This window comes from Variovorax monticola, assembly GCF_051216855.1.
In the GTDB taxonomy this organism is placed as follows: domain Bacteria; phylum Pseudomonadota; class Gammaproteobacteria; order Burkholderiales; family Burkholderiaceae_C; genus Variovorax.
The window spans coordinates 331,626-351,536 of the sequence record NZ_JBPJZP010000003.1 but is presented as its reverse complement, the minus strand read 5'-3'; the positions used below and the strand labels follow the sequence as shown (position 1 = coordinate 351,536).

The window sequence follows — 19,911 nt, the reverse complement described above, 5'->3', positions numbered from 1 at the left end:
AGACGGTCATGCTTGCTCGCCTGGCCAGCCCGCCGAGACGTCGTAGGTCTCGATGCCGGCTTCATCCAGGACGTCGATGGCCTCGTGGTGCGCACGCTCGGCCTCGAAGCAGGCACGCACGTGCGCGGCGATGGCCTTGAGCATCGCTGTCATCTGCACGAGCGTGAGAGTGAGCCACCCGGACTCGGCCTTGAACGGCACGTCCTCATACCCGTTCGCCTCCATGCCCTGGATGACCTGGGCAATACGCGATTGGTCGGCGATCCCGGTGCTCACCCTGACGCCACCGGCGAGCGTGATGCCACCGGTCTCCCTGCGCCAGCGCTCGGCCGTGACCGCTGCCTTCAGTTGCACCCGACGCTCTTCAAGGGTCGGCTCGGGCTCGGGTTCCGGCTCGGGCGGCAGGTCCTGCAGCACCCAGTGGCCGTCGACCACGAACGGACGGTTTCCGGCGCCATGCGCGGGCGGCGGGGTTTCAAGGCAGTCGCCGGGGATGAGGTAGACGCCCTTTTCACGCGGCGACAGGTCGCTGGCGTTCAGCTCGACCGCGCAAATGAATTCGCCTGTGTGCGGATCGTACGAATAGACGGTCTTGGTCATGGCTGGATCAGTACTTGATGATGGCGAGATGGGCGACGTTGCGCGGGCGCGTTTCGGCGCCGCCCACGGTCTCCGAGAGGTTCGTATCGCGGTTTTGTCCTTGGTAGTACGAGAACGTGCCCGCCGTGCCAAAAACTTCGCGACCTCCGGTGCCGTGGTTGTGGGCTGCGAAGAGGTGCCCCTGTGCAGAGCCGTTTACCCGGCCGGCATCCACGCCGCGCGCGTCATCCCAGCCGCGATCAAACTCGCCTCGGCCATCGGGCAGCACGATGTAAAGGCCCGTGATGCTGCGGTTGGTCGAGGGCGCCGATGTGCTGGTCGTCCGGTAGCCGAACAGGGCCGTCGCGTTGTTGGCGTCGCCGCAGTAGAGGTAAGCCGCCAGCGCGGGATAGGCCGCGACCGCCACGGCCGCGCCATTGCGCTTCAGCCAGCCCGCCGGTGGCGTCGAGCCGGCGCAGTACCCGACGATGCCCGCCTCCAGCTGCGACCCCATCGCCTCGCGCCAATCGGCCCTGATGAGGGCCGTGGTCGGGGCCAGCACGGTCAAGGACAGGCGCTTGCTCGCCTGGGCGAAGTCCACCAGCGCGCCGCCGTTGTTGGACGCCACCACCGTGTCTCTCGATACCGTGTTGGCGGCGAAGTAGGTGCCGCGCCCCAGCTCGAACTCGCCGGTCGGCCGCCCCACCGCATTGATGCTCTCGCACAGGTAGTGGATGGTCGAGCCGACAGGCACTTTCTCGGCGAACGTGAAGAAGCCCAGGTCAGCACCAGAGACGACGAGGTTGCCGGTGCCGAGCGTGGCGCATGCCTCGACCACACGGTTTTCGAAGACGAGGGCCATGCTCAGACCTCGAACGTCACTTTGGTGGTGGTCTTCAACCGCGGAGCCACGCCGGCCTGGATCGGGATGACCGGGTCGAGCGCGCCATAGGTCAGGAGGATGCCGTTGCCGGCCGCTGCCGTCCCCACGCCGAGGTGCGTCGCGCTCGCAACGCCTGCGCCCGAGACTTCGATGAATTCCATCGCGGCCACCAGGTTGGCGATGTTGCCGGCGACAGCCCACCCTGCAGGGCTGCGCGTGACGGCGACACGTGCATAGCCTGGGTAGGCCACCTCGTTGGTGGTCTGGGTCGCGCCCGCGCCAGGCACTGCCGTGTGCAGGCTGACGTAGACGGCCGCCAGCGGTGCGGCCGCAGCGTTGTCGGCCAGGCCGGGAATGGCGATCCCCTGCAGGATCAGCTTGAGAAGTGCGTTGGCCGATGCGGTGGTGTAAGGCATGTGGTGCTCCGAGGTTGAACGGGTTTAAACAGGCTGGTCGACCAGGCCCGGCACAGCGGGGAAGTCGGCCACGGGATAGCGAAGCAGCGCGCTGCGTTCGGCGACGGCGTCGATGGCCACGTGATGCGCCGCCTCTGCGGAAAAGCAGCGCTGCACGTGCAGGGAGACGGCGGTGGAGACCGCCTGCAGGGCACCGAGCGTCATGCGACGAAAGCCGTTCGGCGTCTTGAAGTCGATCTCCTGCAGGCCGCTCTCTGCCATGTCGGCGAGGTCGGAGATCGCGCTGGCCAGCGCGGCGCGCTCTTCGCGGCTTGTGCCGACGCGCATGCCATCGGGCATCGAGATGCCGGCCGTTTCGAGTTCCCATCGACGCCGCGCGATCTCGGCCTTGAGGCCTGCGCGCAGATCCGCAAGCGAACGCGGATCACGCCAGGTGTGCGTTGCCCAGTCGAAGACGTGGTCGGCGCTCGGACGCTCGGGCATGGCCACCGGCTCGCCATCGGCGATGTAGTGGTCGCGCGGCAACTCGCGCAGCAGCAGGCCCTCGGTGGGCGAGCGCAGCTGCGCTTCACACCACTCGCTGCGAGCCATCGTGCCCCAGCGAAGTACTTCGCCGGTGGCCAGGTTGTAGACGGTGTAAGGGAACATGGTTCAGCGGCGCGTGGAGAGCGCGTAGAGGGAGGTGCCGGCGACACCGGCCTGGGCCAGCGAGTACATCGTCAGCGTGTGCCAGCCGGGGTTGAGGGTGACCTGAACGCCGCCCGAAATGGTGGTGAATGCCACGCCCGCGCCCGTCCACGCCTGCACACCGTCGACCTGGATGAAAGCAAAGGCGGTCTGCATGACGAACGTCGATCCGAAGATGAACGTCTGCAGCGGATAGGCGCCGGGCACGTAGTGGACGACGGTCACGGAGTTGCCGCCCGACGCGCCGAAGGACGGCACGGTGACCGCTTGGCCACGCAGATTCAATGTGTCGATCACATCGATCTGGTTGATGGTCAGGCCTTCGTTCTGCAGGTTGAAGCCCGGGCCGGCCAGCCGGAAGCGGCCGTCATCGGTGTTCATCTGCAGCAGCATGCCGCCGACCGCGAACTCGACGAAGGTCAGGCCGTTGGTGTGGCGCGCGAGGATCCAGCCAGCGGTCTGGTCGTAGATCCATTTGTTCTTGCTTCGCAGGAAGCCCCAGCCGCCGACGCCGTCGCCTGCGATGTCGACCTGGCCAGCGGTCACGTAGCCCAGCCGCGAGGTGATGGCCGAGAGCTGGTTGACGTTGATTGCGCGCGCCGTGATCGTCCCGTCGACGACGAGGTTGCCGTCGATGCCCACGGTCGAGACACCGGCGACTGCACCAACGACGAACGGGTACTTGATGGCGCCCTTCGCGTCGATGGTGCTGATGGCGAAGCGGTCGACCAGGACGACCAGGTCGCTGCTCTGGCCATCGTTGTTCAGCAGGATGCCGGCCGTCTTGTTGCCCGCGACCACCTTCAGGCCCCACTTGGCCGACAGGCGCCCGGTCTCATCGGCGCGCACGGCCGCTTCCTGCTCGATGGAGGCCTGCACGCCGTTCATACGGACCGCAAGCGTGGTCCGGGCCACTGCCTCGGCTTCGATGGCGGAGGCGCGCGCGGCGGCCTCCTGACGCACCGCTGCCACCGCGCCCCGGTCGCTGGTCTCCGAGGTGTACGGCGTGACCGGAAAGCGGCCCTGTTCGGCCTTCGTGTAGCGCAGGCCCAGCATGCCGCCAGGCGTGTAGCCCGACCAGATGAATGCCACGCTGGCGACGACAGCGCCATTGGGTGCGGTGGCTTCGACGGCCAGCTCGTTGCGGCGCTCCTGGGAACTCAGGAAGTCGTGCGCTGCGGGCCGCAGGTTGCTGGTCGCGCCGAGCGTCAGGCCCGCGCCGTCGAAGAACTCCAGCGCGAGACCGGACATGCCAGTGTCGGAGTTAAATCGCGTGTCTCCCGAAGCCGCATACCAGTTGCCCGGGCTGACGGGGAACCGAGGGCTCGCAAACCAACCATCGGCGGGAACGTTGGTCAGCAGGCGGGCGGATGCGCCCCAGTCGTCCTGCGCCATCGTCCAGCTGGCCAGGCTGCCCTGACTGCCCGTCCAACCCTCCAGGTCGAACTCGAAGCCGCCGTTGAGCACCAGGTTGGCCCGCACGTAGCCGACCGCGCGTGCCGCCACGGTATCGATGCGCTGCGCGAGCTGCTCGTCGCCCTCGGCCACCAGGTTCTCGACGTGCGTGATCGCCGTCCCGCGCTCGATGGTCTCGTCGAGCAGCCGCTCGGCGATGCCGGAGTTGACGTTGAGCAAGTCGGCCACGATGTCGTCGAGCCCGTCGCGCAGCTCCTCCAGCGCGTCTTCGATGCTCGGCATCGACGACAGCTCGACATACCCGGAGTCGCCAGCGTTGCCGCCGGCGTCGTAGGCCGTGACCCAGTACAGGCGCGTGCCTGCGAGCGCTTCGCTGCGCACGTACAGCCGCTGCGGGGTCTGGTCGATCAGCGTGGCCGTGGCGAAGGTGGGGCCGACACGGATGCCATAGGCGGCGATGGGCTGTGTCGCGCGGCAGTCCTGCCAGGCCAGCTCGATCTGCTGACTCCACACCTCGCCATGCACCACGGGCTGAGCGGGCGGCGTGATGAACAGCGTGGCCGAGACCGGCACCGACCATTCCTTCGACGTGCTGCCGTGCGAGGCCCAGACCCGGTTGCTGCCGCTCGGGAACCAGCCCAGGCCCGTCGACGTGGCCTTGCCCGAGAAGATCTCGATGGACGTCTCGAAGGTCTCGCCCAACGTGAGCCGCGTGGTGCTCCAGTCCAGCAGATCGAGGCCGCTCGGGGGTGCCCAGCGCGCCACGATGCCGCCTTCTGTGACCTCCAGCGAGAGGGCCTCGACGTCGCCGGGCATGCCGCCCTTGCCGATCACGCTGTGGGTCTGCATGACCCAAATGCTGGACGCGTAGGCGGTGAAGAAGCGCGCGCGCACCTGGTACTCAGCGTGTTCGGCCAGGCCGAGGATGAAGGTCTCGGTCGCGGTGCCTGGCAGGCGGATCGACGCCCAATCGCTGACCGGCGTGGTCGTGCGCCACTGCACCTCGGCCGCCCCGCTCAAGCGCACAGCGGCCTCCGTCGACGGCGCCCAGGAGGCCCGCACGCGGATGACCATCGAGCCAGCCTGCAGCACCAGCTGGTCGGGCCCGCTCTCCACCAGGAAGTCCAGCGGCGGCGAGGGCTTCAGGAACGGGTTGGGCAGGTTCGTGTTCGGCGCAGCGTCAGCGCGCGTCTCGTCGGCCTGGTCGTAGTACGCCGGTTCGTCCTCGACGACCTGCAGCGTGACCGGCGAGGCCTGCGAGTACGTCCAGTCCTGGACCCGGAAGGTCTTGTTCGCGAAGCCATAGAGCGCGCTGGTCAGCACGATGCGGTCGCCGGGCTGCAGCGACCAGGCGAACATCTTCGGGCTGATCTGCAGCACGAAGCCGCCCCGGCTCTGTTCCACCAGCGTGCGGGCGATCTGGTGCGTGCGCACGTGCGCCCCGGTGAACTCCAGGGTGAGGTCGAGGAACTTGTCCGTGACGTCCAGCGCACGGAAGGTCGGGTTCTGGTACGGGACGAAGTCTTCGGCCACGCCGTTGCGCGTGGCGTTGACGTAGCTGCCGCGCGCGCCGTTGTAGCGCGCTGCGCCCGCGTTGGAGGCCTGAAGCACCACGACCGGCGCGAGCATGTCCTCGTCGCCGAGCGCCATGACGGGGGTCGACCAGGCACCGGCAAGGATGCGCCACACGCCGCCCGATTCAAGGCTGTAACCCGCCATCGCGTCTTCGAGCTGCTGGCGCACGGAATCCCGATCCCGGTCGCTGCGGAACATGCCGTCGCAGGTGTACAGGGCGGTGCCACCATAGGAGGCGGGGTCGACGGCGGCGTCCTCGCCTCGGTACACCACCTGGTCGCAGGCGTTCGCTGCGGCGATCAGCGCGTTCTGGTCGATCTGGTCGTGGCTGGCCATGTAGCCGACTTCCGAGCGCAGGAAGTCAGCTAGGCAAAGCGCGGGGTTGCGCGAATACGTGGTCTGGCCCGTTCGCGGATCGAAGACCTTTTTGCCCCGGATCTTGGCCGTGATCTCGGGCACGCCGTTCTGGAACATCTCCAGGTACAGGTTGAGCGTGACCACCGCATAGGTGAACCCGGAGAGCCTGTGGTCGATGGTCCACTTGTCGGGCAACTGCGAGCGCATGTATTCATCGGCGGAGTCGATGCCGTTCGGCCACAGATGCACCCTGATGTTGAGCGCCGGGTATGAGTACTGTCCGAAGTCCGTCTGGAACTCCGGCGCGTGCGAGTAGCCGTCCAAGTCGAGCCCGCCGACCGGAATGCCGTTGACGTAGAACGCCTCGATGGCGTCGCACTCGTGTGCCGCGAAGATGATCACGACGTGCTTGAGTTGCTGTTCGGCGCCGCTGGTCAGGGCTGCGACGACCGCGCCGCCCACCGGGGCCGGCGAGCCGTAGATCGTGGCCCAGGGCGCATCGGACGTCAGCAACGTCATGGTGCGTTCCTTGACGCTGGCCAGGTCCTGCATGGCCTTGCGCTGGGCGGTGGCCTGGGCCTTCTTGCGGGCCTGGACGGACGCGTGCACCGAGTTGATGGCCGAGGCCGCAGCGATGGCATACGCCGCTACCGTGACGTACGCGCTGGCGCTCGCCGTGCCGGCGACGATGGCACCGATGGCCGTGAAGATCTCGGCGTGCACCGGCAGGCAGAAGCCCACCAGCGCCGCGAGGATCAGCAGGCCGCGAATCACACGCGCCATGCGGCCACTCCAACGGTCAGGGGCAGGAACACCAGCCCGTTGTCCCCCGGGACCACGATGTGCGGTCCGGTGCAGATGCCAAAGCCGAAGCCGGAGACGCGGCCGATCTTGCCGCCCGTCTGGGCCAGCACCACGTCGCCGCGCTGCGCCATGAGCCCGGGCAAGGCGGTGCCGAGCCTCGCGGTCGCTGCGGCCTCGAAGCCGCCAGCGGCGCGCACCAGGCGCAGCGCGGGCAGCAGGCGCCGCTTGGAGAGTACGCCGGCATCGCCACGCAGGTCGGCCATCGGATCGCGGCCTGTGCTTTCGAGCACCCAGTCGGCCGCGATGTTGGCGCAGTCGTGCGTGAAGTACTCGAACGGCACATTGCGGCGCACTTCGATGAAGCGGTCGAGCTCGACTCTCGTCGTCATTGGTTCTTCGCCTTGATCGTGGCCCAGTAGGTGAGGTAGGCCTGGAGGAACTTGGAGATCCACAGCGACGGCGTGCCGATCAGGCCTGTGAGGTATTCGAAGCCGCGCTCGCCGGCATACCGCGCCTGGTGCTGGGCGTGGTTCATCCGCAGCGCGGCCGGGTTGGAGCGCACGTTGTAGGAGGCAGAGCGGCATTCCATGCTGATGCTGGCGTTCGTGCCGTCGCGCTCGATCTTCATCTGGTCCATCACGCCGACCAGGCGCAGCACCGGCGTGCCGCTGATCTGCTGCGTGTCGGCGTTCAGGAGCGCCAGCCAGATGCGCATGGTGCGGTCCTGGTACTCCGAAGGGTCGCCCAGCGCCAGCGCTCGCGTGCCCACGTCGACGGGCGACAGCTTGAGGGTCAGCTTTTCCTCTGCGCCGTCTTCGCTCTCGTGCAGCGGGCCGATGCTCCCCAGGCGGCCGAGGCCTTGCCAGGTGAAGCCCATCACTTGGACGTCGAGCGGCCAGTTGGTGAAGCGCACCGTGCCAGAACGCATCTGCATCTCGACCAGCGCCATCTCCCCGTAGGACGATGCTCTGGCTGCGGCCTCGAAGCCGCTGTTGGTGAGGACTGTCATTCTTCCCAGGCCTCGACAAGGTCCAAGCTGAAGCCGCCTTGCGAGCGCGACTCGGAAGACCAGTTCGTGTCACTTTTCGTCATTCGCATCCTGCAGGTGGGACGATCCCAGACGACGGCGCTGCCAGTGACCACGGCAGTGCGCAGGACCGGCTCGAAGGTCAAGGTGATGAGACCTGCAGCGTCGGCCACCGCGTCGGCCTGGACGTGCAGCAGCTGGCGCTGGTTCGATTCCTGATTGATACCGATCCAGTCGCCCATGAGAACCGTCTTGCCGGCTTGCGGTGTGCCCAGGCGCATGCTCATCGTCGATGCACCAGGCAACGCTGCCACGGCGGTCCATGCGCCGCGTGCAGTGCCACGCGGCACGGGATTTAAAAGGTCGTGGATGGCAATGCGCCCGACCTGCCCGCGCATGGAGTGGATCAGCGCGCGCCACTGCGCAGCCTGGGCCATCACGGGAATGCGGTCCTCGCTCACCATCGAGCAGGTGCGCCGGGCCGGGCCGAGTACGGACGTCTGAGTCGCACCCGAGTCGGCGTTGCTGAATGTCAGGTCGAAGGTCTGTAGCCCGAAGTCCTGGCGCTTCACCGGCAGGTCGAGAGGAAGTGTCACGATGCTCATTGGGGAACCACCTTCATGCGCTTGAGCTGGTCCATCTGCGCGCGATTGTTCTCGGCCGTGACGCGCCCCATGTCGGCGAGGATGGCGCCGCGATCCGAGCGCGAGTCGACGTAGAAATTGTTGGTCGGAGCGAACTGCATGCTCGGTGCCGCGCCAGCGCCGCCCTGGACGCTCACGCCCAGGCGGCCGTCCGCACCACGGCGCAGCGGCATGATGGCTTCGGGCCCGGCCTCGGCGAAGATGCCCGCGCCCTTGGCGAAGGCAAAGGTGCGAGGCGTGTCGTAGACGCCGTTGCTGAAGGCACTGAGACTCGGCGAGGCGTACACGCCGCCCTTGGCGTTCTTGGCGAAGCCCTGAATCACGGATTCGAAGGAAGCCTGGTTGGCGGCACTGATGCCCGAGCTGCCGCCGCCGAACAGGCCCACCACGCCGCCGAGCAGGCTTTTAACGAGGCCGCCAGAACTTCCACCAGAGATGCCGCCAGCAGAGGAAGCACCGCCCTTGAGGCTGTCGCCGAGCCACTTCGCGAAGCCGTCGACGGCTTGCTTCAACGTCGCGTCGTAGAACGCGTCTGCGATGGCCGTGATGACGGTCTTCTTCAGCGCGGTGCCGATGCTGGCAAAGGCGTTGTCGCCGCCTTCGAGCGCGCTCACGATGCCGTCACGAAAGACGCCCCGAATGTCCTCGGAGGTCTTGCGCGCATCTTCCTCGCGCTTCTTCTTCAGCTCATCGGCTTTCTCCAGGCCTTCGGCCTTGCCGGTGGCCGCGCTCAAGCGCTTCATCGCGTCGATACGCTGGTTCACGGCCTCGATGTACCCGGGGATGACGCTGTTGGTGTTCTCCAGGTCGTTGCGCTGGCTTTCGAGCTGGGCGATGCTCAGGTCGATCACCGCGTTCTTCGCCTTGCCGTGGACGGCGTTCTGCGCCTCCAGCGCCTCGGCCTGCTCGTAGACACCCTGGGTCGCCTGACGGGTGCTGTTGAGCAGCGCGATCTGCGGCGCAACGACCAACTCTTGGAGGTCGCGGTTGGCCTTGCTCTCGATGTTGGCGCGCTGCTGCCTGGCTTCGCTCAGCTGGCCTTCCAGCGTCTGCTGTTCCTTGGCCGAGTCTTTCTTCGTGCGCACCAACGCCAGCTCACGCGTGATGGCGTCTTCCTTGTTCTTGAGGTCGGCCAGCTGCAGGTCGCGCTTTTTCTGTACGGCGCCCGTCTCGCTGATCAGATCCTGCTTGCGCAAGCTGTCGATGGCGTCGATACCATCCGCGGTCTGAAGCGCCATGAGCTTGTAGCCGTGGCGGACGCCTTCGACGCGCGCGTCGATGTCGCGGCCCTCGGCGCGCGTTGCCTTGGCTTCGCCGTTTCCCGCGAGCGTCTTGAGTTGCTTGTCGCGCTCTCTGGCCAGCGCGGCTTCGTTTTCGGTCTGGCGCGCCTGCGCCTTCTGGATCACGCCAGGCCCTGCGTTGGTCTTCGCGAGCATGGCCTGGTAGTCGGCGAATGCCGACTTGGAGGCCTGCAGCTTCTGGGTGTACTCCTCCTGAACAGACGAAGCCGTCTTGACGTGGTCGTTGGCTTTGCTCCAGGCCTGCTCGGTGCCGGCCAGCGTCAACGTCACATCGGTGGTCGCAGCTTGAGTGCCTTGACTCGCCTTCGTCAGTTTCGCAAGTTGCTTCTCCTTCTCGGCGATCTTGGCGTCCAGGTCGTTGGCTGTAACCGGCTTTGGCGCCAGTCCGAAGATGTCGCCGGAGACTGTGTCGCCAGAAGGCCGATACCCCGGCTTCCTGGTGCCCTTGGCGAGCAGATCATCACGCTGGTCCTTCAGGGATTCGATCTGCCCGCGCAGCGCTGCGAGGTCGCGTTCCTCGGGGCGTTGGCCTGCTGCTGCAGCCTGCTCGGCACGCTGGATCTGCACTCCCGCCTTGGCCGCATCGTCGGCCGCACTCTTGAGTTTGTAGAGCCACATGGCCAAACCGGATACAGCCATGATCGCGATACCCACGGGACCGCCCAGGGCGCCGACCACTGCGCCGAAGCCACGCGCGGCCATTGATGCGGCTCCTGTTGCGGCCGTGAGGCCTGCGGTAGCGGCGCTCGAGGCTGCCGTAGCCGTCGTCTGCGCGGCCGTGGCTGCTGCGACAGACGCTTGCACGCGGGCCTGTTGCTGTCCCAGCATCGCCAGCTCTGTCATCAAGGCTGCATGCCGGGCTTGGGCTGCAGTCAGAGCCACTGTGCCGTCGCGGACGGCAGCCAGCGCGAAGCTCTGCGCGCCAGCAGCGCGGGCCGCTTGGATTTGCGCCTCGGCCTGCGTCATCGTGGCCCGAGCTGCCTCCATCTTGGCGAGCGTCTCCGCACGAGACAGTGCGATAGCCTCGGTCGTGCTGGCCAGCTGGGCGAGCTGGGCGGTGGCGGCGGCAGCGTCTGCCTGCGCATTCGCCTGGCGCGCCTGCAGCTCGGCCATCATCGCAACAACCTTCTGGCGCGAGGTCAACGTCACCTCGGTGTTGCTCACGGCCTGCGCTGCCGCTTCGACGCGAGCCAGGCGCGATGCCTGCGCCAGGTCGAGCTGCGCACGCACGGTGCTCACCGCATCCGATCCCCATTGCCCGATGCGGAATGCCGCATAGGCGGCAGCCAGGCCCGTGATGGCCTCGCGGTGTTCCCAGAGTCCAGCGACCACATCGCGCCCCACGCGCATCGCGGAGGCGGCGCCTTCGGCATACCCTCGGATGCTGTCGACGAGTTGGGGGTTGAGCTGCGCATTGCCCGCTTGGTCAATGGACAGAAACAGCTTTCCGCCTTCTACGACCGCAGCCTTCATCTCCTCGATCAGCGGCTTCATGCCTTCAGCCGAGGCGCGCGTCGCACCTTCGGTGAGCTGATCGAAAGCGCCCTTGAACGTGCCGCTGAACGCATCTGACGAGGCCTTGAAGCCTTGCAAGCGACTCATGAGGAAGGCGAACAATCCTTCGCTCGACGCCTTGGCCTTGGCGATGTCTTCGTCCTTCAGTCCCAAAGACGTCGCGAGTTGGGAGCCAGACGCCGTAATGCCGCCGGCGACCAGGTCGCGCAGTTCTTGAACGACTTGGTTTCCGGCAAGACCCATCGACTTGACTGCATTCGTGCCGACAACCGTCAGTTCGCGAACCTGGTCGAGCGTCATTCGTGCCGCCAATCCGGGGGCGAGTAGCGCCTGGAACACGCCCACCAGCTCTTGGCTGGTAGCGGCCGTGCGCAGCGCGTCGTCATTGAGCTTCCGGATCATGTCCGATCCGATGGCCAAACCTTGCTGGAATGTCGTCTGCTGCCCGTTGATGGCAGTCATCGATCCCAGAATGCCGGCCATGCCCATTTCTGCGACCTCAATCTCTTTGGAGAAATTGAAGCCTTGCTTCGGCAGCGCAGTGATGGCGTCGACGACCGAGCGAACCGCGCTGGCCACAAGAGTCAGGCCCGCCGCGTTGGTCACGAGGTCACGCAGCGACATGCTGACCTGGGTGACGGAACGCGTGCCGCGCCGCGCGGCGTCCTCTGTCGCGGTCCCGAATCGTTCGAACTCGCGCGTGGCTTGAGGCACCTGCGTCGTCACCGACGCAGAGTCCACCGTCATCCGAATACCGATTTGCCGTTCTGCCGCCATCTCTGCATGGTCGGCGGCGGGACGCTCAAAAAAAAGACCGACATGTGTCGGCCGTGGGGTGCTGCGATGGGTGAGGTGAGCGCCGCTACGCTAGCACGCTGTGGCGGCGGCAGTCAATCGCCGGCCTGGGCATTCAACACCTTGACGCCTTCGTCCTCCATCACCTGCAGGTGCTGGAACACCTCCCGGTGTCGCTCCTCGGAGATGCCCAGGCGCCGCAGCGCGACGTCGACCGCGCTGAAGTCCATGCCTTGAAACCATGCACCGCCGAAGCCCACCGACACCCGCCACTGGCGCCTGCAGGCGAAGAAGACCTCGACCGCGTCCTGGTGTTCTGGCCACAGCTCGAAGTCTGCCGGGCCGCCTGCGGTGGCCACTTCGGAGACCAGCTTTGCCGGGTCGATGCCCAAGGTGGCGCACTGGCGACGGAGATCGTCGTCGATCTCGTCATAGACGCGGGTCTCGGCGCCGAGCACAAAGCGCGCGGCGCCCCTCAGTTTTTTACAGCGGCCGGGAATGCGTGTTCGAAGTAGGCATAGACGATGGCAGCCTCGAAGGTCGGCCAGTCCTCGACCGCCGCCGCCCGGTTCTCGGGCGTGCAGATGAAGGGCACGCCTTCGTCGCTGTCCAGACCGCTCCAGTCGGCCAGCACTTGGTCGAGCAGTTCCTTGTCAGTGAGCGTCTTGGCATTGAGGCGGGCTTGCACGTCCTCGTTCTCGACCTTGGTCATTCGCTTGAAGACCGCGTTGAAGCGCACCTCTTCGACCTGGCCATCGCCAGGTACACGCATGAGCACGGGTGCGGAGAACGTGGGCTTGACGGCGAGCTTTAGTTTTTGGGGCATGGGCTTTCTCGGAGTGTGTGAGAGGAAACGGGCTTCAGCGGACCACGATGGACCACTCGTCGTTGCCGGCCGAGCTGGGGACGAACTCCAGGGGCACGGTGACCATCTGGACGCCGTCGCTGTCGTTGTAGGTGGGCTTGCCGATCTGCGCGCGCGCCGAGTTGAACTCGACCACGTTGGTCGCGCCCTGGCCGTGCTTGAGCGCCAGCGCCACCTTGGTGCTGCCGCGCGCCAGGCCCACCCAATCCTTCACGGCCACCGAGGTGTTTTCGAAGGTGACCGAGCCGGTGGAGACGCGACCGGTGATCTCCACCGAGTCGACCGTCATCAGGTCGCGCTTGACGACCGTGTTGCCGATGTCGAAGGCAAAGGCGCTGGCCGCTGCGTTGTGGCCATCGATGACCAGCGTCGTGTTGATCTTGTTGACGCCGAGCGGGTCCATGAACTTGGAGTAGTCCGGGACCGGCAGCGGGGTATCGGCTGCAGGCTGGAACAGCCCGGTGAACTCGAACTGCCACTTGGGGATGCCCTTGGCGTCGACGGTCGCCTTCACGGTGCCGTGCGCGTCGACCATCTTGTAGAGCGTGCCGTCGATGTTGCCGTAGATCGTGAGCGACTCGATGTTGTCGGTGATCGGCGCGAACGTCACGCTCACCCCAGCCGCTACGGTCACGCCGACCGCGCAACCGCGGAACAGCGGTGCATAGCCCGGCACGTCGCCGGCAGCGGCCACACCAGCCAGCTCGACCGCAAACGCGACCTTGCTGAACTGGGTGACCATCGTCGAGCCGCCCGAGCCGAAGTAAGGCCGGATGTTGTCGCGCTGGATGACGTCGCCATCGATGGGCGTCAAGGTCACATCGCTGACCAGGATGGCGTTGGCCGCGCCGCTGGGCACGGCGTCGGTGCCGCGCACCGCTTCTGCCTTGGCCAGGATGGCCATCTTGCGCATGAGTTTTGCCATGTGGGCGTTCTCCGTTTGTTAAAGATCAGTCGGCCTTGGCGGGCGCGGGAACCTGTGCCGTGCGCTCGACCAGCTCGCGCCGGCCGTCGACGAGCTGGTACATGCCGCCCTTGCCGGCGTGTTCGTCGGCCGAGGGCGCAGCGGGGTTGGCGTCGGTGGGGGCGAGGCTCACACCCGGATTCGTGGAGGGTGAGTCGTTGGTGCGCACGGGCGCGGAGGCTTTGTTCACTGGTAGCTCCAGGTTCGAAGTTGCAAGAGGGCGCTGTGGCATAGGACGCCGCAGAAGGTCACGGGGCCGATGTCCATGACCTGGACCCCGTCCTGGCCGTCGCCATCGGACAGAGGGCCTTGGAGGCACACGCCGCCGAAGGATGGGTCCTGGCGCACGGCGTCGCGGAAAGACTCGACCAGGTCCTGGAACACCAGCTCGGAGCCGCTGTCATCGTTCAGCGCCATGTAGCCGCGCACCGTCCAGGTGTCGACGTTCACGGTGCGGGCGATGTTGACGCTGCGCTCTTCGGTGGCCGAGCGGCGCAGCCACCAGCCGCGCAGCTGCTGCTTGCCGTCCGGGAGGTCGTAGAGGTACAGGGCGCGGAACTTGGTCTCATCGCGCAGGTAGCGCTCGTATTCATGGACGTGCCCGATGAGAGGTACGGCCTTCAGCGCCAGCGCGATGGCGGAGCGAACGGTGCCCAGGCGGCTCATGCGCTGCCTCCCGCCAGGTGCGCGGCGATCCGGCCGGCCGCGTCTTCGAACATGCGAAGCACCTGGCCCTGCGTGCGCGCCAGGGCGAGCGCGAAAGGCTGCTGTGCGGGGGTGCCCTTGCGGGCGATCTTTCGGGCGATCAGGAAGGCCACGCTGGGCGCGCGCTTGGCATCCACGCCCAGGACCGCCCGCACCCACGGCACGAGCGCGGCCACGGGCGGCATGTGCGGCTTGGTGCCCAGCTCGACGAACGCGGCCGTGGCCATCGAGCTGGCCACGACGCCCAGGACGCCGGCTGACGTACTGAAGGCATCGCTGGTCACGCTCGCGGCCGTCAGGCCGGTAGCGCCGCGAGGGATGCCCTCTTTAACTTCGCGCTCCACCAGCATCGTGCTTTGCGTCATGGCGGAGAGCAGCTCGCGCCTGGTCACGCTGGGCGCTTCTTCCCATCCGCGCTGCAGAGCGGCCAGGCCGGATGCGCTGATCGAGAGCGTGGTCATTGGCCGTTCCAGCGCGTAAGGCTGTAGCGCGAACGACCTGGCCAGGAACCGACGCTCGCAGCGGCTGCCACCGCGCCGCCGCCGCCCGCTGCGCCTGGCGCGTACGGGTCGACCTGGCCGATGCCCGCGTAGTAGGCGGCCCGGTATTCCTTGGCACGTGAGGCGTAGTTGCGTGCACGGCTCTCGGTGTTGCTGCCGTCTGCCCCGATGGAGGCCTCTCGCTCGCCGCTGTACCGCACCGACAGCTGTCGGCACAGGGAGAACGCCGCGTAGCTGGCCACCGCCTCGCGGTGCTTCATCGGCACGGTGTCGGTGGTCTCGTCGACGCGGTGCGGCGCGGCGAAGGTGACCCGCACATCCGCGCCGGCCGGCACCTCGACGTCCGCCATCAGCAGCGTTCCACCCTCGTCGGCGTAAAGCGCCAGGTTCACTTCGGCGATGGGGTTCCTGCCGATGGGGTACTCGGCCGCGCGCAGCACGCTGCCGTCGACCCAGTCGGTCGGCAGCGGGGCGAGGAAGCCGGTCACCAGCCAGCCGACGTCGCGCACCATCGGGCGAGGGGCATCCGCGCCGTAACGCAGGATGGCCAGGCCGATGGCGTTGTCGCGGTCGGACTCACTCAGCACGGCGTCGTCTTCGGGCACCATGCGCTTCAAGAGCTGCTGAAAGTCGGCCAGGGCCATGATGAGGTGGGTCGGGAGGTGGAGAGGGTTGAACGGTCGGGTTTGTGCAGCCTCCTGCGCAGAGGCTCTACAAACCCGCCTCTTGCGAGGCGGGCCGGGCTTTGTTGAAGGGGAGCCACCCCTCGCCCCGCTCTCGTTAGGCCGGCACGACGGCCTTCGTCGTGGCCTTGAAGCCGTCGACCAGGATGCCGCCGCCGTAGATGTGGCGGATCTTGTAGGTCGTCTTGTCGTTGGAGAACATCGAGCCGACGTTCGGCATGTCCTGGACGAACAGCTCGGGCTCTTCGCGGCCGTCCAGGAAGTCGACCTGCAGCGCCGGCAGGATGTTCTGGTCGCCCACCGTCACCCAGTCGTTGCTGTCGGTCCAGTAGCTCACCGGAATGACTTCCGGGTTGATCGACTGGACGAAGGTCTTGTCGAGGTTCTGGCCGCGCACGAACAGGTTGTAGGCCGTCTCCTGAAGCTCGAACGGCACCAGGACAGCCACGGGGGCCGTGACCAGGCGTTTGCCGCTGCCTGCTCGCGTTTGCTTCTGCATGGCCAGGCGGTGAGCGGCGAACTCGGTTGCCGACAGCGCGGCCGTGAACAGATTGCCGTGGTCGACGTGGTACAGCGCCTTGGTGTCGTAGATCACGGGGTTGCCGCGATAGAAGTCGAACACGAATTCATAAAGCGTGTTCTTGGCCGCGAGCGCCAGTTCCATCGGAATGCGGCGCAGCGCCTGGACGTCATCGTTCTTGATGGCTTCCAGCGTCACGTCTTCGGTGCCGCCGCGCTTGGTGACGGCGTAGGTCGCCTTTTCGTCACCAGGCGTCGACAGCGCGGTGTAGGCAGCACCCTGTGCCACGCCAGGCAAGTTGCCATACCCGCCGATGCGGATGCGCTCCTGCGTGCGGAAGTCACTGACCGAGCCGGTCACTGCGACCTTCCTCCAGGCGTCCAGGTTGGTCAGGCCCGTGTAGATGGCCTGCATGCGCCGCGTGATGCTGTCGCCCAGTGCCGCAGCGAAGGTGGTGCTGGAAACCGACTCGCGCATGAGGCCCAGGCTCTCGGACAGACGGCTCATGTCGCAGTCGGCCACTTGGCCGGTCACGCGACGGTCGCCGGTGATCTCGATGTAGCACTCGCGGAAGGACTGCACCTGACGGTGGTCCTTGTGTGCCTTGTCGAAGAAGGCGTCGAGCATGTCCTTCACCTGGACGCTGCGGTCGCCGACCTCGATGCTGCCCGCGCCAAAGAGCGGAACGCGCACAGCGCCCGACTCGGTGAAGCGCGCCAGGTAGTCACCTTCGTCCTTGATGGCCTTGTCGACCTGGGCTTCAGTGAAGCGCTCCAGGCCGCCGAAATGGTTGACCAGCTTGTCCTTGGCGATCTGGGGCAGCTTGCTGCCCAGGATCTTGCTGCCAGCCTGCTGGCGGACGGTGAGCATCTGCAGTTCGGCGCGGGTCACCGGGGCGTCGTCGGCCTGGCCGGATCGTGCGGCCTCGGTCACGCGTTCCGTACCGGCGGCGAGCACGAGCGAGCCGCAGACGGCCTCGTGCAGGTTGACCAGCTCGTCGTCGCCGATCTTCTCGGCATCGATGGTGGCGTGCTTCTTCGGGTCTTTGGCCTTGATGGCCTCCAGCATGCGTTGCTTCCAGAGCGGCATTGCGTTTCCTTCGTTGGTTTCGGATGGGTCGGTGGCGGCGGCTTCGGTGAGACGATCCAGGCCGCCGCCAGCGCCCGGTTCGACGATCAGGTCGACGGAGTGAACCTTGACGAACTGCACGGCCTCGCGCAGCGTCTCGCGACCTTGCCGGCGCTTCTTCGTGCGAGCCACGGCGTCGATGGACAGGCCCAGCAGGTTCTGCATGCCGCGCTTGACGGCCTCGGTCATCTTCACGACGGCGGGGTCTTTGAGGTCCAGTGGCTTGAACGTGCCCGTGAGCGCGCCGTTGTCCGCGCCCTTGCCCTCGGTGAAGCGCACGTTGTAGTCGCCGCCGATGAGCTTCTCGACGGCCTTGCCGCGCCCCTTCTCGTGCTCTTCGTCGCTCTTGACGAAGACGCGCACGCCTTCGAACCTGGCCACCGCTTCGCGCAGGGTCGCGTCGGGGTAGTAAGCGCCGTTGATGCTGCGGCCGGCACGGATGATGGTGACGCCGATGGAGCCATCGGCAGCTTCACGGAACACCGAGGTGTCGGCGCTGGCCTGGTGCTGGACCGCCTCGCGTACCGGCTCGCTCACGGGTTGGTATGAGGCCACGACCTCCTGGCCTTCGCCGACCGTCACCGTGTTGTCGGCGGCGATGGCGTATGCGTAGGCAAAGAGGCGGCCACGCATGCTCGCCACGACCCGGTCGGGCCAGATGCCCCGGATGTCGACGTAGTAGTCGGAGTTGCCAGGCGCGCTTGAAATCTTCGCGCGCAGTGCCTGGCGCACCAGATCGATGAGCTGGCTGTACTCCGAGGTGACCGCCTCGGTCAGCCGCTCGAAGCCGGTGCCAGCCGGGATGACTTTGATCGTCATTGGTCGATCAGTCTTCCGCGCTGGAGAGCTTCTGGCCGTCCTTGGTCACGACGACGACATGGGTGCCGTGGTCGGCGTGGGCGAGCACTTCGCTGGCTTCGACGCGCACTTTGCTCTTGCGCTCGGCCCGCGTCGGGTTGCCGCTGCGGTCCTTGCCGTCGACGACTTCGACGACGGTGCGTCGCACCTTGCTGGCCGCTTCAGCAGCGGTCATTGCCTTGGCCGCGCTGGCCTGATCATTCGCGTTGGGGTCGGACATTCATCACTCCGTAGTTGGAGGAAGAACTGTCGCGTTGGAGGCCCCAATAAAAAAGACCGACATGCGTCGGCCTCGGGTGGTGTCTGGGTGTTTTGAGCCTAGCACGGGCATCGCGTGCGCCGCAACTTGCGGGCGTCAAGCGCCACGGGTACGCTGTTTAACCCCAAGGAAACGAACATGCCTACACGCGACGAACAATTCGAGAAATGGTCCAACAGCCCCGCCATCAGCAAGATCGCCAACGAGAACTATGGCAACGAGCTGGGCGCCCCACAGCGGATGATCGACGCCTGTCTGCGCGCCGCGTTCGATGGCGGCTACCAGGCCTGCTTAGACGAGGTTCGCAGCAAGCTCCGAACGCTGGGCACCGACCATGAAAAGCCGGCCCGACCGGCAGGATCCGAGTCCGCCAACGACGCGGGGCCCGACAAGACCCTTTAACGCGCCTTTAACCGGGCGAGCGGGGCCGGTCGGCGGAATTTCTGAGGGGGTTGCCGCTGCGCACTCGGTTAAAGCGTCCTACGCGCCAAGCCTCTTGCCCTTTAACTTTCCAGCCGGCGACCCGCCCGCTTCGCGTCCTGGTCCAGCTTGGCTTTGCGGCCGTCTTGCTTGAGCTCGCGTTCCGTAAATGGCTTCGCGCCTGGCGTCATCACTTGCCAGCCCTTCATGAACGGCAGCGCCACGCAGGCGCAGTTGATGACCTGGTCGACCGGCGCCTTCGGGTCGTGCGGGCACTTCATCATGTCGAAGCCGCCCCCCGCGCTCGGCACCTTGAAGCTCTTGTCCGCGTCGACGACCTGGCCGTCCATCAGGTCGTGGGTCCACCGGCTGTGGATCTTGCCGCTGCGACGCCATTGCTTCTGCAGCCCGGGCACCAGGCCAGAGGCCTGCACCAGGCGCTGGTCTGCGGCCACCGCAAAAGCCCGACTGACCTCGGTGCGCACGATGGTGGTCGCACGCTGTGGCGTGTCGTTCCCCAACTGCTGCTGAATCACCCGGATGGCCTCGAAGGGCGTGATGCCGCCGATGGTGACCAGGCCGAGCTGCTGGCGGATCTTCCCCATCGCCTCAGTCGCCACGTTGTTCATGCGGTCGACCGTGAATGTCCGCATGGCCTGCAGCACACCGGCGTCGAGCAGCGGAAGACGCATCTCAACGTTCATGCCTGCGGCGCCCAGCGGCTTGTCCACGACGTCCTCGCCCTGCTGCCAGATCTGCCGCATGGCCCCGTCAGCGGCAGCGCCTGCAGAGGCACCTGCAGCCGTCAGGATCGTTTCGAGCTGGCGCTGGATCTGGCCGAGCTGCCAGCGTTGCCAATCGGCCGGCTGTGCCGCCAGCTGCGCCAGGATCTGGCCGCGCGCATCCTGCAGGGTCTTCACGACCTGCTGCTGGCTGGCCAGTAACGTACGCGCCCGTTCAGCCAGGCGCTCCTTCAGCGCTGCCTCGTAGGCTTTCTGTTCCGGCGTCAC

The 19,911-nt window shown here is 66.7% G+C and carries 20 protein-coding genes; 1 reads left to right on the top strand and 19 read right to left on the bottom strand.

Features of this window, described 5'->3' with window-relative positions:
* Positions 1 to 6: 6 nt before the first annotated feature.
* The 18 genes from ACSFA5_RS12880 to ACSFA5_RS12795 form a co-directional block, all read right to left on the bottom strand.
* Positions 7 to 600, bottom strand: a complete 594-nt coding sequence (locus ACSFA5_RS12880; RefSeq protein ID WP_435444429.1) for a DUF4376 domain-containing protein — start codon at positions 598 to 600, stop codon at positions 7 to 9.
* Positions 601 to 607: 7 nt separating this feature from the next.
* Positions 608 to 1,441: a tail fiber protein gene (locus ACSFA5_RS12875; RefSeq protein WP_435444428.1), complete on the bottom strand. Its 834-nt coding sequence runs from the start codon at positions 1,439 to 1,441 to the stop codon at positions 608 to 610.
* A 2-nt stretch (positions 1,442 to 1,443) separates the two neighbouring features.
* A complete protein-coding gene (locus tag ACSFA5_RS12870) occupies positions 1,444 to 1,878 on the bottom strand; it encodes a phage tail fiber protein (protein ID WP_435444427.1) in 435 nt (144 codons plus the stop codon).
* Between the two features lie 24 nt (positions 1,879 to 1,902).
* Positions 1,903 to 2,526: a DUF4376 domain-containing protein gene (locus ACSFA5_RS12865; RefSeq protein WP_435444426.1), complete on the bottom strand. Its 624-nt coding sequence runs from the start codon at positions 2,524 to 2,526 to the stop codon at positions 1,903 to 1,905.
* 3 nt (positions 2,527 to 2,529) lie between these two features.
* Positions 2,530 to 6,696: a phage tail tip fiber protein gene (locus ACSFA5_RS12860; protein WP_435444425.1), complete on the bottom strand. Its 4,167-nt coding sequence runs from the start codon at positions 6,694 to 6,696 to the stop codon at positions 2,530 to 2,532.
* A complete protein-coding gene (locus ACSFA5_RS12855) occupies positions 6,684 to 7,106 on the bottom strand; it encodes a DUF6950 family protein (protein WP_435444424.1) in 423 nt (140 codons plus the stop codon). The genes ACSFA5_RS12860 and ACSFA5_RS12855 overlap by 13 nt, the downstream gene beginning before the upstream one ends.
* On the bottom strand, positions 7,103 to 7,726 hold the full coding sequence (locus ACSFA5_RS12850) for a hypothetical protein (protein ID WP_435444423.1): 624 nt from the start codon (positions 7,724 to 7,726) through the stop codon (positions 7,103 to 7,105). The genes ACSFA5_RS12855 and ACSFA5_RS12850 overlap by 4 nt, the downstream gene beginning before the upstream one ends.
* Positions 7,723 to 8,349: a hypothetical protein gene (locus ACSFA5_RS12845; RefSeq protein ID WP_435444422.1), complete on the bottom strand. Its 627-nt coding sequence runs from the start codon at positions 8,347 to 8,349 to the stop codon at positions 7,723 to 7,725. Before ACSFA5_RS12845 ends, ACSFA5_RS12850 begins: the two co-directional genes overlap by 4 nt.
* The gene (locus tag ACSFA5_RS12840; protein ID WP_435444421.1) at positions 8,346 to 11,981 is read right to left on the bottom strand and encodes a phage tail tape measure protein; all 3,636 of its coding nucleotides are present in this window, start codon (positions 11,979 to 11,981) and stop codon (positions 8,346 to 8,348) included. Before ACSFA5_RS12840 ends, ACSFA5_RS12845 begins: the two co-directional genes overlap by 4 nt.
* Positions 11,982 to 12,094: 113 nt before the next feature.
* Positions 12,095 to 12,457 (bottom strand): DUF1799 domain-containing protein, encoded by a 363-nt coding sequence (locus tag ACSFA5_RS12835; protein WP_435444420.1) that lies wholly within the window; start codon positions 12,455 to 12,457, stop codon positions 12,095 to 12,097.
* 17 nt (positions 12,458 to 12,474) lie between these two features.
* Positions 12,475 to 12,825, bottom strand: a complete 351-nt coding sequence (locus tag ACSFA5_RS12830) for a phage tail assembly chaperone (protein ID WP_435444419.1) — start codon at positions 12,823 to 12,825, stop codon at positions 12,475 to 12,477.
* Positions 12,826 to 12,859: 34 nt separating this feature from the next.
* The gene (locus ACSFA5_RS12825; RefSeq protein WP_435444418.1) at positions 12,860 to 13,789 is read right to left on the bottom strand and encodes a hypothetical protein; all 930 of its coding nucleotides are present in this window, start codon (positions 13,787 to 13,789) and stop codon (positions 12,860 to 12,862) included.
* Between the two features lie 25 nt (positions 13,790 to 13,814).
* The gene (locus ACSFA5_RS12820) at positions 13,815 to 14,018 is read right to left on the bottom strand and encodes a hypothetical protein (RefSeq protein ID WP_435444417.1); all 204 of its coding nucleotides are present in this window, start codon (positions 14,016 to 14,018) and stop codon (positions 13,815 to 13,817) included.
* Positions 14,015 to 14,494, bottom strand: coding sequence for a hypothetical protein (locus ACSFA5_RS12815; protein ID WP_435444416.1), 480 nt, complete (start codon positions 14,492 to 14,494; stop codon positions 14,015 to 14,017). Before ACSFA5_RS12815 ends, ACSFA5_RS12820 begins: the two co-directional genes overlap by 4 nt.
* A complete protein-coding gene (locus ACSFA5_RS12810) occupies positions 14,491 to 14,994 on the bottom strand; it encodes a hypothetical protein (protein WP_435444415.1) in 504 nt (167 codons plus the stop codon). The genes ACSFA5_RS12815 and ACSFA5_RS12810 overlap by 4 nt, the downstream gene beginning before the upstream one ends.
* Positions 14,991 to 15,677 (bottom strand): hypothetical protein, encoded by a 687-nt coding sequence (locus ACSFA5_RS12805; protein ID WP_435444413.1) that lies wholly within the window; start codon positions 15,675 to 15,677, stop codon positions 14,991 to 14,993. Before ACSFA5_RS12805 ends, ACSFA5_RS12810 begins: the two co-directional genes overlap by 4 nt.
* Positions 15,678 to 15,813: 136 nt before the next feature.
* Entirely contained in the window at positions 15,814 to 18,183 is a 2,370-nt protein-coding gene (locus ACSFA5_RS12800) for a phage major capsid protein (RefSeq protein ID WP_435444412.1), read from the bottom strand.
* Positions 18,184 to 18,190: 7 nt separating this feature from the next.
* Positions 18,191 to 18,442, bottom strand: coding sequence for a hypothetical protein (locus tag ACSFA5_RS12795; RefSeq protein ID WP_435444411.1), 252 nt, complete (start codon positions 18,440 to 18,442; stop codon positions 18,191 to 18,193).
* A 177-nt stretch (positions 18,443 to 18,619) separates the two neighbouring features.
* Between ACSFA5_RS12795 and ACSFA5_RS12790 the strand changes: the two genes are divergently transcribed.
* The gene (locus tag ACSFA5_RS12790; protein WP_435444410.1) at positions 18,620 to 18,883 is read left to right on the top strand and encodes a hypothetical protein; all 264 of its coding nucleotides are present in this window, start codon (positions 18,620 to 18,622) and stop codon (positions 18,881 to 18,883) included.
* A 101-nt stretch (positions 18,884 to 18,984) separates the two neighbouring features.
* On the opposite strand, the gene ACSFA5_RS12785 is transcribed toward ACSFA5_RS12790, so the two are convergent.
* Positions 18,985 to 19,911: a hypothetical protein gene (locus tag ACSFA5_RS12785; protein WP_435444409.1), complete on the bottom strand. Its 927-nt coding sequence runs from the start codon at positions 19,909 to 19,911 to the stop codon at positions 18,985 to 18,987.

What these genes read in the sequence shown, in the direction of transcription:
- ACSFA5_RS12880 (WP_435444429.1), bottom strand. Translation starts at nt 600, where the DNA reads ATGACCAAGACCGTCTATTCGTACGATCCGCACACAGGCGAATTCATT.
- ACSFA5_RS12875 (WP_435444428.1), bottom strand. Translation starts at nt 1,441, where the DNA reads ATGGCCCTCGTCTTCGAAAACCGTGTGGTCGAGGCATGCGCCACGCTC.
- ACSFA5_RS12870 (WP_435444427.1), bottom strand. Translation starts at nt 1,878, where the DNA reads ATGCCTTACACCACCGCATCGGCCAACGCACTTCTCAAGCTGATCCTG.
- ACSFA5_RS12865 (WP_435444426.1), bottom strand. Translation starts at nt 2,526, where the DNA reads ATGTTCCCTTACACCGTCTACAACCTGGCCACCGGCGAAGTACTTCGC.
- ACSFA5_RS12860 (WP_435444425.1), bottom strand. Translation starts at nt 6,696, where the DNA reads ATGGCGCGTGTGATTCGCGGCCTGCTGATCCTCGCGGCGCTGGTGGGC.
- ACSFA5_RS12855 (WP_435444424.1), bottom strand. Translation starts at nt 7,106, where the DNA reads ATGACGACGAGAGTCGAGCTCGACCGCTTCATCGAAGTGCGCCGCAAT.
- ACSFA5_RS12850 (WP_435444423.1), bottom strand. Translation starts at nt 7,726, where the DNA reads ATGACAGTCCTCACCAACAGCGGCTTCGAGGCCGCAGCCAGAGCATCG.
- ACSFA5_RS12845 (WP_435444422.1), bottom strand. Translation starts at nt 8,349, where the DNA reads ATGAGCATCGTGACACTTCCTCTCGACCTGCCGGTGAAGCGCCAGGAC.
- ACSFA5_RS12840 (WP_435444421.1), bottom strand. Translation starts at nt 11,981, where the DNA reads ATGGCGGCAGAACGGCAAATCGGTATTCGGATGACGGTGGACTCTGCG.
- ACSFA5_RS12830 (WP_435444419.1), bottom strand. Translation starts at nt 12,825, where the DNA reads ATGCCCCAAAAACTAAAGCTCGCCGTCAAGCCCACGTTCTCCGCACCC.
- ACSFA5_RS12825 (WP_435444418.1), bottom strand. Translation starts at nt 13,789, where the DNA reads ATGGCAAAACTCATGCGCAAGATGGCCATCCTGGCCAAGGCAGAAGCG.
- ACSFA5_RS12815 (WP_435444416.1), bottom strand. Translation starts at nt 14,494, where the DNA reads ATGAGCCGCCTGGGCACCGTTCGCTCCGCCATCGCGCTGGCGCTGAAG.
- ACSFA5_RS12810 (WP_435444415.1), bottom strand. Translation starts at nt 14,994, where the DNA reads ATGACCACGCTCTCGATCAGCGCATCCGGCCTGGCCGCTCTGCAGCGC.
- ACSFA5_RS12805 (WP_435444413.1), bottom strand. Translation starts at nt 15,677, where the DNA reads ATGGCCCTGGCCGACTTTCAGCAGCTCTTGAAGCGCATGGTGCCCGAA.
- ACSFA5_RS12800 (WP_435444412.1), bottom strand. Translation starts at nt 18,183, where the DNA reads ATGACGATCAAAGTCATCCCGGCTGGCACCGGCTTCGAGCGGCTGACC.
- ACSFA5_RS12795 (WP_435444411.1), bottom strand. Translation starts at nt 18,442, where the DNA reads ATGTCCGACCCCAACGCGAATGATCAGGCCAGCGCGGCCAAGGCAATG.
- ACSFA5_RS12790 (WP_435444410.1), top strand. Translation starts at nt 18,620, where the DNA reads ATGCCTACACGCGACGAACAATTCGAGAAATGGTCCAACAGCCCCGCC.